The sequence below is a fragment of the Pseudomonas allii genome (genome assembly GCF_055380095.1).
The window spans coordinates 3,845,061-3,858,667 of record NZ_AP039450.1 but is presented as its reverse complement, the minus strand read 5'-3'; the positions used below and the strand labels follow the sequence as shown (position 1 = coordinate 3,858,667).

The window sequence follows — 13,607 nt, the reverse complement described above, 5'->3', positions numbered from 1 at the left end:
TCTGGAGGTCCCGATGGCTGCCTACAACCTGCGCCAGCTCAGATATTTCGTCACCACCGCCGAGTGCGGCAGCGTCGCCGAGGCGTCGCGCAAGCTGTATATCGCGCAGCCGTCGGTGTCCACGGCGATCAAGCAGCTGGAAGACAGCTTTGGCGTGCAACTGTTTATCCGTCATCACGCCCAGGGCGTGTCGCTGACGCCCAGCGGCGCACGCTTCTATCGCAAGGCGCTGGAGCTGTTGCGCGTGGCCCACGAGTTCGAGCAAAACGCCCTGGCGGACAATGACGTGGTGGCGGGGCAGATCGATATCGGCTGCTTCGAAACCGTGGCGCCGCTGTACCTGCCGCGTCTGATCGCTGGCTTCAAGGCGCTCTGGCCGGGGGTGGAAATCCGCATCCGCGATGGCGAACAACAGGAGCTGGTGCAGGCGCTGACGGCGGGCAGTATCGACGTGGCCATGCTGTTCGAGCACGACCTTGGCGCGACCATCGAGACCACGCCGTTGATGCCGCCGCAGCAGCCCTATGCGCTGTTGCCGGCCGATCATCGCTTTGCGCAACAGGCCAAGGTGTCGCTGGCAGACCTGGTGCTGGAACCGATGATCCTGCTGGACGTGCTGCCCAGCCGCACCTACTTCGTGAGCATCTTTGAAGAGCGCGGGCTGACGCCGAATATCGTGTTCAGCTCGCCGTCGATCGAGATGGTGCGGGGCATGGTGGGGCGGGGGTTCGGGTTTTCGATTCTGGTGACCAAGCCGTTCACCGAGTACACCTACGATGGGCAGAAGGTGGTGTGTGTGCCGTTGGCCGAGACCGTCACCGGTTCCGGCCTGTCGGCGGTATGGCTGCGTCGCGCGCCGTTGACCAAGCCGGTGCAGCTATTTGTCGATTACTGCCGCGAAGAACTCGCCCGAATCCTGGGTTGAGTAAAGGACCAAAAATGTGGGAGCGGACTTGTTGTGGCGAGCGGGCTTGCCCCGCGTTGGGCTGCGCAGCGGCCCCAAAAAACAGGAGTGCTGCGCACTCCAACGCGGGGCAAGCCCGCTCGCCACAGCTACAGTGTTCGCCCTTAATGGGGTGGTATCCGCCGACTACGGCCGGTTTTCTAAAGACCTTGAAAGGGCTGGGCTCAAACGCGAATCGAGTCCAACATCCGCCCCAACATCGCATCACATCCCGCCAGTTGCTCCACCGTCACAAACTCATCCGGCTTATGCCCCTGGTCCATGCTGCCCGGCCCGCACACCACCGTGGGAATGCCCACCGCATCAAACAACCCACCTTCGGTCCCAAAGGCCACCGTGCCGAACTCCTGGGAACCGGAAAACGCCGCAATCCACTGCGCCGCCTGGCTGCGTTCATCGGTGACCAAGCCAGGGTACGCCGATAGCTCGGTAAACCGAATCGCACTCTGCGCACTCACTGCCTGCATGCGCGGCAAAACCTGTTGCTCGGCATACGCCTTCAATTCGTCCGCCACCTCGGCCGGGTCTTGCGATGGCAACGCGCGCACCTCGAAATCAAACCGGCAATCTGCCGGCACGATGTTGAGGGCCTTGCCGCCACTGATCACCCCGGTCTGCACCGTGCTGAACGGCGGGTCAAACCGCGCATCCTGGGTCTCCCGCAGCCGCTGCCCAATCCGTCCCAGCTCACCGACCAACTCGGCGGCGTGTTCAATCGCATTCACTCCATACGGCGCATAGGCGGAGTGACACGCCTCGCCATGCACGTCGCAACGCATCGCCAACTTGCCCTTGTGCCCGAGCACCGGCTTGAGTTCGGTGGGTTCGCCGATGATGCACAGCATCGGTTTCACTGGCCGTTGCTCCAGCACAGCGAGCAACGAACGCACGCCCAGGCAACCGACTTCTTCGTCATAGGACAGGGCGATGTGCACCGGCACCCGCAGCGGCGCTGCAACCAGTGCCGGTACCAGCGCCAGCACGCAGGCGATATAACCCTTCATGTCGGCGGTGCCGCGGCCAAACAGTTTGCCGTCGCGTTCGGTCAGCTCGAACGGCGGCACCGTCCAGGGCTGGCCGTCCACCGGCACCACATCGGTATGCCCCGACAGCACAATGCCGGGCAACTCTGCCGGGCCGACGCTGGCAAACAGGTTGGCCTTGCTGCGCTCCAGGTTGTAGACCAGCTCGCAGGCCACCCCGAAACCGGCCAGGTAATCGCGCACAAACTCGATCAGGTGCAGGTTGGATTCACGGCTGGTGGTGTCGAACGCAACCAGCGTCTGCAGCAGTTCGCGGCTGGTGCTCATCGGTCATCTCCGGCCACGCCGTAGCCGGGGGAACGGTCCGGAGCAAGGGCGCGGTCGATGTAGTCCTGCACCTGCGGACGGTAGGCGTCCCAGAGTGTTTGCAGTGCAAGGATCGGCTGTTCATCGGCCCAATCCACCCGCAGGTTGATGATCGGCCAGGTCAGTTCGCCCACCACCACCAGCGCGGCGGAATGCACCGGGCCGGCCTCGCCGCCGGCAGCAATCGCGGCGTGCATGGCCGCCAGCAGTCGGTCGGCCAGCTGGCCTTCGCCTTGCTCGAAAGCAATGACCATCGCCTCGATCACCGCGCGGTCGGCCAGCATGTTACCCGCTGCCACGCACTGCTCACCCGATACCGCATTGTGCGTGCCGAGGGTTTCACTGCCGCTGAAATGCACGGTGCGGCCCAGGTGATCAATCGCCGTCAGTTGCCGGTATTGGCTGTAGCCGTTGCTCGTCAACGCCTTGTCGATGGCCTCAGCCGGGGCCAAGCCCTGTTCCAGCAAATCAAGCACGTCCGGGCCCAGGGCCGGCAGGGTGATGTTCTGGGTCGACACCGCGCCCACGCCCGGCCGCAGCCATGGGCAGCGGGCGCCTACGGCAATGCTTGATGAGCTGATGGCGATGCCTAGCTGCCCGGTCTCGGCGCAACGGGCGACGATTGAAAAGGTCATGGTGGCGCTCCTTATTCGGGAATAACCGCGATCACATCAATTTCCATCAGCCACTGCGGTTGGCCGAGGGCCGACACCACCAACCCGGTGGAGATCGGGAACACGCCCTTGAGCCACTTGCCGACTTCCTGGTACACCGGCTCGCGGTAGCGTGGGTCGATCAGGTAGGTGGTGGTCTTGACGATGTGCGACAGGTCGGAGCCGGCTTCTTCCAGCAGTTGCTTGACGTTTTTCATCGCCTGTTCCGCCTGGGCACGCGGGTCGCCAAGGCCGATCAGGTTACCGTCGAAATCGGTGCCGACCTGGCCGCGCACGTACACGGTGTTGCCGGCGCGCACGGCCTGGCACAGGTCGTTGTCCAGGCTCTGGTTGGGGTAGGTTTCTTTGGTGTTGAACATGCGGATACGGGTGTGAGTAGGCATCAGGAAAACTCCGGCAATCAGGCTCAGGCGTTGACAGGGGACGGGCGAACCACCGGGGCGGCTTCGCGGTATTCGAGGTATTGACGCTGGATGGCGATGTGGTCGGCCACGTATTTGGCGTCGTGCCACACCCCCCAGATAAACGACGAGCCACGGCGCGACTGCCATGGCAACCCGAGGAAGTAGATCCCGGCTTCGCTGGACACGCCGCGCTGGTGCCGGAGCTTGCCGGCTTCGTCGAAGGCCGCCACTTTCAACCAGCTGTAGTCCACCGCAAAACCGGTGGCCCAGATGATCGAGGTGACACCGGCCTTGGCCAGGTCCAGTTGCAGGAGCGGGTTCTTGATACAGTCCGCATCGGGGAACACGCGACGGGCTTCGGGCTCAAGGGGCAGGTCCAGGCCGTTGCGTTCGATGTAGGCATCGGCGGCATCCAGCAGGGCCAGGTAGTTTTCATCGCCGCGTGCCAGGTTCTCCACCAGGTTCGGCTGGAACGTGGCGACGCTGCCATTGAACGCCTGGGTCAGGCCCACCAGGGTCATGCCTTGCTGGGCCAGCTCGCGGAAGTCGATGGTCTTGCCGCCGTGTGCGCCGCTGACGGCAATGGTCACGTGCTCGCGGCCGGGCTTCATCGCCGCCTGGTCCCACTCACCCAGCACCCCCAGCCACCAGCAGAAGTCGCGGTTGCGGTAGGCGCGCGGCGGGCGGTCGTGGGCGCCGACCGAGAGGTACACCTGGCGCCCGGAGCGCTGCAATTCATCGGCAATCTGCACGCCGGATGAGCCGGCGCCCACCACCAGCACGGCACCGGCCGGCAGTTGCGCGGGGTTGCGATAGTCGGCGGAGTGGATCTGATGCAACGCAGGGTCTTTTGGTGCGATGGCCGGAATCACCGGCTTCTGGAACGGCCCGGTCGCGGCCACCACGCGGTTGGCTTCGATCACCCCTTCACTGGTGTGCACGGTGAAGCCGGGGCGGCCGACATTACGTACCACAGAGAGCACCTCGACGCCGGTACGGATCGGCGCGTTGAACTTGCGCGCGTAGGCTTCAAAGTAATCGGCGACGCGTTCCTTCGGCGCAAATTCGTCCGGGGCGACGGTATCGAATGCCAGGCCGGGAAAGCGGTCATGCCACGCCGGGCCGTTGGCCACCAGCGAATCCCAGCGCCCGGTGCGCCAGCGCTCGGCGATGCGGCTGCGCTCCAGTACCAGGTGGGGCACGCCTTGTTTGCTCAGATGCTCGCTCATGGCCACGCCAGCTTGGCCGGCGCCCACCACCAGCGTGTCTGTTTTTGTGAGTGCTTCAGTCATGTCTCTGTCCTTGCGTAATGCAGTTGGATTCAGCGTTGGCATGACTTAAAGGCTAGGGGGAGGGGGGGTATAAATAAAATATTATTAAGCTGGGAAGTGAGCATAAATATCGGATGCAGAGGGGCTCGCGCACGGCTTGTCACTGGAACTCTCCGGCATACTTCACGGCGGCCGCCGCCCGCGAGGGCACACCTAGCGTACGCAGCAGCGACGACACATGGATGCGCACGGTAAACGGCGAGATATCCAGGGCCTTGGCGATTTCCTTGTTGGTCTTGCCCTGGGCGATCAGGCGCAGCACGTCTTGCTGGCGGGCGGTGAGGGTGTGAGTGTCCAGTGGCAGCAGGCCGGAGGGGGCGAACTTGACCAGTGCTTCACCTTCGCGGATCGCCAACAGCGCCTGGCCGATCTCGTCGGGGGCAATGTTCTTGCCGATGAAGCCGTCCACGCCGAGGGCCATGACCTGATCGATCAGCGCCGGGTCGTCCACCATCGACACCACGATCAGCGTGGTGCGCCGCAATTGCTGGCGCAGGTCGACCAGTTGGCTCATGCAGGTCAGGCCGGGGAAGCGCAGATCGAGGATCAGCGTGTCGATCTCGCCGCCGTCGCGGATCAGCGCGAGCACACCGTCGAGGTCGCCGGCTTCCTGCACCAGGGCCTGCGGCAGCAGGCGCTGCACGGTGCGCAGCATGCCTTCGCGGAACATCGGGTGGTCATCGGCGATGATGATACGGCCGGTCATGGGGGGCTCCTCCCTGGGGCAAGGTTGTGCCGTTGCATGCTACCTTACCACCGCGCCTCGGGCCTGCCTGGTGGTGCGTGAAGGAATTGATGACTGCCGCACAAGGACGTTACCCCATGAGTCTTGAGACCAACTCCGAACTCGACCAGGCCAACCTGCGCATCGTGGTCGCCAGCATCGCGATCGTCTACATCGGTGCATTGGGCTTCCTGCCGGGACAGTCGGTGGACACTTACCTTCCGGTGATCCTGTATATCTTCCTGTTCCTGCTGGCCTCCATTGCCTTGCGCCAAGTGATTGTGCGCTGGCCGGGGCATTACCCGGCGCGGCGGATCTTTGGCATGATCCATGACTACACCGGCACCTCGTTCGGCATGGTGGTGGGCGGTGAAGCGGCGCTGCCGCTGTATGCGGTGATGGTGTGGGTCAACCTGGGCAACGGCATGCGCTACGGCTCGCGCTACCTGGCGATCGCCACGGCGTTGGCCTTGCTGGCGCTGCTGATCGTGTATCGGCTGACGCCGGTGTGGCAGGCGCAACCCTTCATGGTGCTGATGTTGATGATCACCAGCACGGTGATCCCGGTGTACGCGCATATCCTGCTGGAGCGCACGCGCAAGGCCTCCGAGCAGGCCATCGCCGCCAACCTGGAGAAATCCCGTTTCCTTGCCCAGGCCAGTCATGACCTGCGCCAACCCATCCATTCCATCGGCCTGTTCACCGCCTGCCTGCGCGAAGCCCGGCTGGGTGACGAAGAGCGGCGCCTGGTGGATAACATCGACCGTTCGCTGCTCAACGTATCGCAATTGTTCCGCTCGATTCTCGACCTCTACACCCTCGATAACGGTCGCCTGCTGCCCAAGTACCAGGCGGTGCATCTGGGCGAGTTCCTTGCCGACCTGGTGCGCCAGAACGCCGAGGCCGCGCGCTGGGCCGGGGTGGAGCTGCGCCTGAGGCCCTGCACGCATTGGGTGCTGGTCGACCCTGCGCTGCTGGCGACCATGGTGCAGAACGTGCTGTCCAACTGCTTCAAATACGGTGCACACCGCCCTGTACTCATCGGCGTGCGCGTTCGCGACGGCGGCTTGGCGGTGGAGATTCATGACCGGGGGCGGGGGATTGCCGAGGAGCATCTGTCAAAGGTCTTCGAGGAGTTCTATCGGGTACGCCACCTGCGTGACAAGGACGTCGAAGGCGTCGGCCTGGGGCTGTCCATCGTCAAGCGCCTGGGGCAGTTGATGGGGGTGCAAGTAGGCCTGCGCTCTCGGGTGGGCCATGGTACTTCTGTAAGCCTGTATGGCTTGACCCTGGCCACCGCGCCACGCGCCACGGCACCGCGCGACGACACACGCCAGGCCGGGCTGCTGACCGGGTTGAAGGTGTGCCTGGTAGAAGATGACCACAACGTGCTGCTCGCCACCCAGGCCCTGCTGGAGCGCTGGGGCTGCGAGGTGCAGGCCGAGTCTTCGGGGCGTGATCTGGTCAGCGATTGCGACATCATCGTCGCCGACTATGACTTGGGTAACCACGCCACGGGTATCGAATGCATCGATGCCCTGCGCCAGCAACGTGGCTGGGCCGTCCCTGCGCTGATTCTCACCGGGCACGACGTGGAGAGAATCCAGGCCGCCTTGCACGACCGCCAGATCGCCATTCTCTCCAAGCCGGTGCGTCCCGCCGAACTGCGCGGGACCTTGCGCGACCTGAGTCAGCAGACGGTTACTGAGTGAAGCCCTGCAGTGGGTTGCCGCGTGCACCTTTGGGTTGGCAGTAGGCCGCAGGTTTCATCATGCCAAAGCTGGCCACGGCGAACATGCCGCCGCTGGCACCGCTGGGCACCGAGCAGTTGTACTCGCCGGAGGCGGCACTGGCGACATAGTAGGTGGTCATCGAGTCGCTGCGCACATTGGAAATACGCTTGACCGGTTCGCCCAGGTTGGTCTCCGACAGCGTCTTGAGGTGATCTTCGGTGGGCTTGATGTTGCTGCAGCCGGCCACGCCGATGATCAGGGCGCCCAACAGGGTGAGGCGGGTAACGGAGGATTGCAGTTTCATGGTGCTTCTTCCTTGGGGTTGTTATGGTTTTTCCAGCGCACAACGCGGCCACGCGCAATAGTTGCACGGTGCCTGGGGAACGTTGGAAGTGCCGGGGAATATAGCGCCGCAGGGGGGGAGGGGTCGATTAGCACAAGTGTGCTAATGGCACGATGATTTCATGGAAGGAGTGGGAAATGCTGGAGATAACACGCGCAACCCCGCGAGATGCCCAAGTGGCATTCGACATACGTTTGCAGGCCATTCGCGGCCAATGCATCGGCGCGTACACGCGCGAGCAAATGCTGCTGTGGACGCGGGGTAAGGCCGAAGATGGTTATAGCGCGCTGATGGATAAAACGTTTTACCTGGGGTGGCTGAACGGTAGGGCGGTCGTCACTGGAATGCTTGATCTGGACAACAATGAAGTCGGCGCACTGTTCGTATTGCCCGATTGCACCGGGCGCGGATATGGCAAGGCGATGCTCGATCACCTTGAGACGGTTGCGCGGGAGATGGCGATTAAGACCGTGGTGCTGGATGCGACGTTGAATGCGGCGAGCTTTTACCGGGCGTGTGGCTATGCGGGGGATGAACAGGCGGTTTATCACTCGCCGTCTGGGTTGACGTTGGCGTGCATCCCGATGACAAAACAACTGATCCCCTGACACCACTGGTCATTGACGCGCGAACGCTGCGCGCAACCTCTCTATGACTTGATGCACCGTTTCTCCCTGGACCTGCGGTGGCGTGAGGCTTTCTCCAAACTCACGCCATACAAACAGCGTCAACTCAGCCCCATCGGTCGATGTTTGCGCCAGTTCCTGGGTGCCAAAGCCTTGCAGCACCCGATAACGCTCATCCCGCCAAAACGCCGCTTCTACCCAGTCATACACGGGGATGAAATGAAAATGCAGCGGGAATCCCGGCATGTGCCCAAAACGGCTGATGTACAGCCATTTCGGTTTGAGCTGCGCTTCTACCATTCGCTGGGTTTTCGCCAGCAGCCCACCCAACTCGGCCAGCGCCGCTTCCGGCATATCGGCCAGGGAGTGGATGGGTGTCTTGGCGCCCAACATCAGGTAGCCGGGCAACGCCGAGGTCAGGTGGTGGTTGAGCAGCCAGTGTTCGGTTTCGTGAAGGATGTAGGCAGGGTCGATCTGCATCAGCGTGTCCGTAAGCTCTGTGCGGGCAGGATACCTGTATCCCATAAAACGGGTCGATCTGTGTCTACCGTCCACCGTGTCTTGTGAATAGCCTCAAGTCACATCAATCAACGCGAGAGCTCGCCATGGATCTCACTGCTGTTCCTTTTGGCACCACCGACTGGGCCACGGTCGAACCGGTGAGTCACCCAGGTATCACTGGCAATGCCCTGTGGCGCACCTGCCACTTCGGCACAACACGTGTGCGCATGGTCGAATACACGCCTGGCTACTTGGCGGACCACTGGTGCTGGCGGGGGCATGTGCTGTTATGCCTTGAAGGCGAGTTGCACACAGAACTGGAAGACGGCCGTCAGTTTACGCTGACAGCCGGGATGAGTTACCAGGTGGGCAATGACATGGAAGGGCATCGATCTTCGACGAGTGCCGGGGCAAGGCTATTTATCGTGGATTGAGGCGGGTGCGCACGTCTCAATGCATCTTGCCATGGTCCATCTTGCTAGGGTCCATCCCATCCAGGCCCCGCACCGGCGCCTTCACTTCAATCGCCTGCTTCTCGCCCTTGGCGTTCTGCACGGTCAGGGTCAGCGGCACCTGGTCGCCTTCCTTGATCTGGCCGGTCAGGCCCATCAGCATCACGTGGTAACCATCAGGGTCGAGGGTCACGGCCTTGCCGGCCGGCAGGGCCACCGAGTCCACCGGGCCCATGCGCATCACGTCGTCCTTCATGCTCATTTCATGGATCTGCACGTCCTTGGCCACCGGCGAGGCCACGCTCAGCAGTTTGCTGTCGCTGTCGGCGGTGACGGTCATGAACGCGCCGCTGGACGGCTGGCCCGGCACAGTGGCGCGTACCCAGGCGTCGGTGACTTGTACCTGGGCGCTGGCGTGGGCGGCGAGGCCCAGCAGGGTCATGCCGATAAGGGTGCGCTTGAGGTGTTGAACGGCAGTCATTAGCAGACCTCCATGACGGTGAGCAGGTCTTCTGCGCACTCTTTAGCGGTAAGGGATGCCTGCAGGCCCAGGCGCAGGTTGCCACGGGTGTCGAACACGAAGCTGGTGGCGGTGTGGGACAGGGTGTAGGTGTCGCCGGCGGGGATCTTTTCATAGAAGATCCCGAACTCCTTGGCGGCCACGGCGATTTCTTCCGGGGTGCCGTACAGCGCTTCGAAACTGGGGTCGAAGGCCTTGACGTACTTGTCGAGAATCTCCGGCGTGTCGCGTTCCGGGTCCAGGGTGATGAACACCACCTGCATGATTTCGCCATCGCGGCCCATCAGTTTCTTGGCCTGGGCGGCGCGCGCCAGGGTGGTCGGGCACACGGCCGGGCACTGGGTGAAACCGAAGAACACCACCGGCATCAGCCCACGGAACGAGCTCAGGGTGACGGTTTCGCCGTCGGTGTTCTTGAGCTTGAAGGTGCGGCCCATGATCTTGTCGCTCAGGTCCTTGCCGTACTTGAAGTTCAGCTTGGGGCTGTAGTCACAGCCGCCCAGCAGGCTGCCCAGGCCCAACAGGCCCATACCGGTCAGCACCTTGCGGCGGGTGAATAACGTACTCATCAACTGTGCATCCTGTGAAGCGCCTGCATTGCTCTGGATCAATACGTCAGGCTTTGAGGGCGCCCAGTCTACCAACCCTGGGAAGCGCACGTAATCTGCGACGTTCTGCCACAGGGGCATGTCGCGCTTCATCCTTTTGCGGCGCTGGTGGTAGAGTCGCCGCCATGAAATCGAGCCACCCTGACCGTTCGCTGATCGCCTGGGCCCTGTACTTCTGCGTGCTCATGAACCTGTTCGTCTGCGGTTTGGGGCATGGGCAGATGACGGGGCAGGCGCTCAACGGCATCGGTGGGGCGTTCTGTTCGGTGAGCGGCAACCAGGCGCCACTTTCCGACAAAGGGTTAGGCAGCCCGTCTTCCAGCAACATCTCGAACTACTTTGCCTGCCCGGTCTGCAACGCATTGACCGTTGCCCTGGTGTTCCTGGTCGGCCTGGCCTGGTTATTGGGCCTGGGACACACCCCGCGCCCGGCCCATGAACGGCGCAACAAGGCGCCGCCACGCTATTCCTGGCCCTCGGCCAATCCCCGCGCTTCCCCTGCATTCTGACGTTTGCCTTGGGCTTCCTGAAACCAGGAGGCTTCCCATCGTCATGACTGTGAGTGCGTTTCATGAACCACCTGTTGCCCGCAGGCGCCCGCCGCCTGGTCAGCAAGGCGTCCCGCCGCCCGCCCGCGGAGCCGGCGCCGCCTGAGTACCCCAGCAATTCCCGCAGTTTCGTGCACCTGGATGCACGGCTGCTGCCGTATTGGCACACCCTGTTCGACATCTGCCCGGCGCTGCTCAAGCTGGACCCGCCCGAGGGCCTCAACCTGTTTCGCAGCTTCATGACCTGGGCCTATCGCCACCGCCCGCCGCTGGATTGGACCTACCACGTGAACGTCTGCCGCTGGCTGCTGGGCTCGGAGTATCGGGCGCAGATCGATGACGAACCCATCGAGGCGTTCATGGCGGCCGCTGCCGCGCGTTGGGTGCAGACAGATAAAAGCCAGGCCAGGGGTGTGGTCCTGGCCTGGCAGGGCGCAACCCTGTTTGATTGGAAAGGGGCACCGTGCGCGGCGGTCGAACCCCAGGTATTGCCCGGCGCGCAAACGGACTTCGCCTGGTGCCCATTGAACAGCCGGGGTGAATTCAGCGGATGGTTGCCGGTGCCCTGAGGTGTTGGCGGATCCACGTGGCAACGTCCGTCATGGCGATGTGATGGCGGGTGTTGAAGGTCACGGCGGGGTCCCAGGCCACGCCGTGGCCTTGGGCGAACACTGCGCGGTATTTCTTCAGGTTGTCATCGGGGTCCTTCGCCAGTTCGGCCAGCAACCTCGGCACCGGCCAGGGCTCGCGCTGCAGCCGGATGCCGAGGGTGGCGTCGACGGTATCGGCCAGTTGCCCATAGGTCAGGGTGTCACCGGCGGTGAACACCACCTGGTTGCCCAGCGCCGGTTCGGCAAGCACGATGTGTGCGGTTAACCGGCCGATGTCCTCAGGCGTGGTGACGGTGACGGCGGTGTCCCAACTGCCCAGCGCATGCACGGTGTTCTGCGCCAGGTCGACCACGCCGAACGAGGGCTCGAACAGAAAACTGGTGAACATGCCGGTGGAGATGATCAGCCATTGCGTGCCGTGCTGGGCGCGCAGCAGGTCGCGTACGTCGAGCTGTTCGTCGAAGGTATCTTGCGGGCTGCCACGGCCGATCAGGTCATAGTCCACGCCGAATTGCCACGGCACATAACGCCGCACTCCACCCTCGATGGCGGCCCGTGCCAGTTTGCGCTGGGTGCCGGGGCCGGCGGCAAAACCGGTGCAGCAGATCACCGTGTCGAAGGGCGCGAAGCGCTCGGCGAGCACGCTTTGGCTGTCGTTCTGCAGGTCACCGGCAACGGGCTCGATACCCCGTGCACGCAAAGCGTTGGCCGCAGCCGAGTGCAGGCTAGCGGGGCGCAGCAGCACGGCGAGGCGTGTGTCGCCCGGTGCAGCCAGGTCGGCCAGTGCTTGCACTACGGCCATGCCCAGTTCGCCGGCACCGAGTACCAAGATGGAAGAGGTGGTCATAGGAACTCCGTCTGGATTGAAAGTCGTGGCATGCTTGCAGAATTCATCGCCGCGCATAAGAAGGCACACCCGTGATACCGAGAGCTCCCCATGGATAACGACGAGATCATCCGCCGCTCCCAAGCCGCCTGCGACGCCCTCAGCGCCGACGATGACGGCCTCAAGCGCGAGGTGCTGACCCACGCGGGCAACCGCTGGTCATTGGGCATCGTGCACGTGCTGGGTGTGTCCGGTCGCTTGCGTCACGCCGAGATCGGCCGGCGCATGCAGGGCGTGACCCAGCGCATGCTGACCCGTACGTTGCGCCAGTTGGAGCGCGACGGGCTGGTGCTGCGCTACGACTTCCAGGAAGTGCCGCCCAGGGTCGAGTACGAGCTGTCGAGCCTGGGCACGGAACTGCTGGTACACATGATCCCGCTATGGACCTGGGTGGTAGAGAAGGGCGATGAATTTCGCCAGGCGCGGCAGCGGTTCGACAACGCCTGATCAGGGAAACAGGCGTTCCTTGAGAAAGTCGATAAACACCCGCAACTTCGGCGACGGGTGCCGGCTCGACGGCCACATCATGCGGAAGCTGCCGTGCTCGGTGCAGTCAGGCAGCACCTGCAGCAATTGCCCGCTGTCGAGGGCCTCGCGGATGGCGAAGTCCGGCAGGTAGGCGATACCAATGCCGTGCAGTGCAAAACACACCCGGGCCTCGAGGTTGTTGCAGATCATCGCTGCCGGCAGGTGCTGGTCGAGTTCGACGCCTTGTGCGTGCAACGGCCAACGCTGCAACTTGCCGGTATTGGGAAAGCGGAACAGGATACAACTGTGCTGGGCCAGGTCGCTGAAGCGCTGCGGTGTGCCGTGACGTTCGAGGTAGGTGGGGGCCGCCACGACGATCATCCGATACTCCCCCACCAACCGTGAACTCAAGCGCGAATCCGGCGCCTCGCCGCTGCGCAGCACCGCGTCGTAGCCTTCTTCCACCACGTCCACGCGGCGGTCGGTGAAGCTCAGGTCCAGCTCGACGTCAGGGTAGGCCTGCTTGAAGTCGGCCAGCACTGGCAAAAACGGATGCCCCACCAGCGGCAGACTGACCTTGAGGCGACCACGGGGCGCCTGGCTGACCTGGGACAACTCTGCCTCGGCTTCCTCGATTTCCCGCAGGATGCGCCGGCTGCGCTCCAGAAACAGCTCGCCCTCGGCAGTCAGCGTCACGCTGCGCGTACTGCGGTGAAACAGTCGCACACCCAGGCGTTCTTCCAGGCGCGCCACGCTCTTGCCAACCGCCGACGCTGTCACCCCGAGCACCCGCCCGGCGGCGACAAAACTGTGGGTATGCGCGACCTGCACAAAGGCATTCAGGGTCGTGAGGTTGTCCATCTGA

The 13,607-nt window shown here is 63.4% G+C and carries 18 protein-coding genes; 7 read left to right on the top strand and 11 right to left on the bottom strand.

What is annotated here, in order from left to right; translation table 11 throughout:
* Positions 1-13 precede the first annotated feature (13 nt).
* A complete protein-coding gene (locus ACZ445_RS17260) occupies positions 14-925 on the top strand; it encodes a LysR substrate-binding domain-containing protein (RefSeq protein WP_058423956.1) in 912 nt (303 codons plus the stop codon).
* 203 nt (positions 926-1,128) lie between these two features.
* On the opposite strand, the gene argE is transcribed toward ACZ445_RS17260, so the two are convergent.
* The 5 genes from argE to ACZ445_RS17235 all read right to left on the bottom strand — a co-directional run bounded on the left by argE (position 1,129) and on the right by ACZ445_RS17235 (position 5,428).
* Positions 1,129-2,274, bottom strand: a complete 1,146-nt coding sequence (argE, locus tag ACZ445_RS17255) for an acetylornithine deacetylase (protein WP_310863858.1) — start codon at positions 2,272-2,274, stop codon at positions 1,129-1,131.
* The gene (locus tag ACZ445_RS17250) at positions 2,271-2,948 is read right to left on the bottom strand and encodes a DUF1028 domain-containing protein (protein ID WP_464707325.1); all 678 of its coding nucleotides are present in this window, start codon (positions 2,946-2,948) and stop codon (positions 2,271-2,273) included. The genes argE and ACZ445_RS17250 overlap by 4 nt, the downstream gene beginning before the upstream one ends.
* Before the next feature lie 11 nt (positions 2,949-2,959).
* Positions 2,960-3,370 carry a RidA family protein gene (locus ACZ445_RS17245; protein ID WP_003207327.1) on the bottom strand — a complete coding sequence of 137 codons (411 nt, stop codon included), beginning with the start codon at positions 3,368-3,370 and terminating at the stop codon, positions 2,960-2,962.
* Between the two features lie 23 nt (positions 3,371-3,393).
* Complete coding sequence (locus ACZ445_RS17240) at positions 3,394-4,725, bottom strand: flavin-containing monooxygenase (RefSeq protein ID WP_464707324.1); 1,332 nt, start codon at positions 4,723-4,725, stop codon at positions 3,394-3,396.
* A gap of 97 nt (positions 4,726-4,822) precedes the next feature.
* A complete protein-coding gene (locus ACZ445_RS17235) occupies positions 4,823-5,428 on the bottom strand; it encodes a LuxR C-terminal-related transcriptional regulator (protein ID WP_464707323.1) in 606 nt (201 codons plus the stop codon).
* 116 nt (positions 5,429-5,544) lie between these two features.
* On the opposite strand from ACZ445_RS17235, the gene ACZ445_RS17230 reads away from it, so the two are divergent.
* The gene (locus ACZ445_RS17230) at positions 5,545-7,158 is read left to right on the top strand and encodes an ATP-binding response regulator (protein WP_310863854.1); all 1,614 of its coding nucleotides are present in this window, start codon (positions 5,545-5,547) and stop codon (positions 7,156-7,158) included.
* Here ACZ445_RS17230 and ACZ445_RS17225 read toward each other — a convergent pair.
* Entirely contained in the window at positions 7,148-7,483 is a 336-nt protein-coding gene (locus ACZ445_RS17225; RefSeq protein ID WP_033896666.1) for a hypothetical protein, read from the bottom strand. The two genes, ACZ445_RS17230 and ACZ445_RS17225, sit on opposite strands and share 11 nt — an antisense overlap.
* Positions 7,484-7,659: 176 nt before the next feature.
* Here ACZ445_RS17225 and ACZ445_RS17220 point away from each other — a divergent pair, with 176 nt between their 5' ends.
* Complete coding sequence (locus ACZ445_RS17220) at positions 7,660-8,130, top strand: GNAT family N-acetyltransferase (protein WP_464707322.1); 471 nt, start codon at positions 7,660-7,662, stop codon at positions 8,128-8,130.
* 9 nt (positions 8,131-8,139) lie between these two features.
* Here ACZ445_RS17220 and ACZ445_RS17215 read toward each other — a convergent pair whose 3' ends face one another.
* Positions 8,140-8,628 (bottom strand): HIT family protein, encoded by a 489-nt coding sequence (locus ACZ445_RS17215; protein ID WP_058423947.1) that lies wholly within the window; start codon positions 8,626-8,628, stop codon positions 8,140-8,142.
* 125 nt (positions 8,629-8,753) lie between these two features.
* Here ACZ445_RS17215 and ACZ445_RS17210 point away from each other — a divergent pair, with 125 nt between their 5' ends.
* Positions 8,754-9,083 (top strand): DHCW motif cupin fold protein, encoded by a 330-nt coding sequence (locus tag ACZ445_RS17210; RefSeq protein WP_058423946.1) that lies wholly within the window; start codon positions 8,754-8,756, stop codon positions 9,081-9,083.
* 16 nt (positions 9,084-9,099) lie between these two features.
* On the opposite strand, the gene ACZ445_RS17205 is transcribed toward ACZ445_RS17210, so the two are convergent.
* Together ACZ445_RS17205 and ACZ445_RS17200 are read right to left on the bottom strand one after the other, a co-directional pair.
* Positions 9,100-9,582 carry a copper chaperone PCu(A)C gene (locus tag ACZ445_RS17205; protein ID WP_058423945.1) on the bottom strand — a complete coding sequence of 161 codons (483 nt, stop codon included), beginning with the start codon at positions 9,580-9,582 and terminating at the stop codon, positions 9,100-9,102.
* A complete protein-coding gene (locus ACZ445_RS17200; protein ID WP_016976099.1) occupies positions 9,582-10,190 on the bottom strand; it encodes an SCO family protein in 609 nt (202 codons plus the stop codon). Before ACZ445_RS17200 ends, ACZ445_RS17205 begins: the two co-directional genes overlap by 1 nt.
* Before the next feature lie 164 nt (positions 10,191-10,354).
* Between ACZ445_RS17200 and ACZ445_RS17195 the strand changes: the two genes are divergently transcribed.
* Positions 10,355-10,738: a DUF2946 domain-containing protein gene (locus tag ACZ445_RS17195; protein ID WP_058423944.1), complete on the top strand. Its 384-nt coding sequence runs from the start codon at positions 10,355-10,357 to the stop codon at positions 10,736-10,738.
* A gap of 62 nt (positions 10,739-10,800) precedes the next feature.
* Positions 10,801-11,346, top strand: coding sequence for a putative natural product biosynthesis protein (locus tag ACZ445_RS17190; protein ID WP_058423943.1), 546 nt, complete (start codon positions 10,801-10,803; stop codon positions 11,344-11,346).
* Here the strand turns inward: ACZ445_RS17190 and ACZ445_RS17185 are convergent.
* Positions 11,321-12,235, bottom strand: a complete 915-nt coding sequence (locus tag ACZ445_RS17185; protein WP_058423942.1) for an aromatic alcohol reductase — start codon at positions 12,233-12,235, stop codon at positions 11,321-11,323. The two genes, ACZ445_RS17190 and ACZ445_RS17185, sit on opposite strands and share 26 nt — an antisense overlap.
* Before the next feature lie 90 nt (positions 12,236-12,325).
* On the opposite strand from ACZ445_RS17185, the gene ACZ445_RS17180 reads away from it, so the two are divergent.
* Positions 12,326-12,721, top strand: coding sequence for a winged helix-turn-helix transcriptional regulator (locus ACZ445_RS17180; RefSeq protein ID WP_071493274.1), 396 nt, complete (start codon positions 12,326-12,328; stop codon positions 12,719-12,721).
* Here the strand turns inward: ACZ445_RS17180 and ACZ445_RS17175 are convergent, their stop codons facing one another.
* A complete protein-coding gene (locus ACZ445_RS17175; RefSeq protein ID WP_058423940.1) occupies positions 12,722-13,603 on the bottom strand; it encodes a LysR substrate-binding domain-containing protein in 882 nt (293 codons plus the stop codon).
* Between the last annotated feature and the right edge of the window lie 4 nt (positions 13,604-13,607).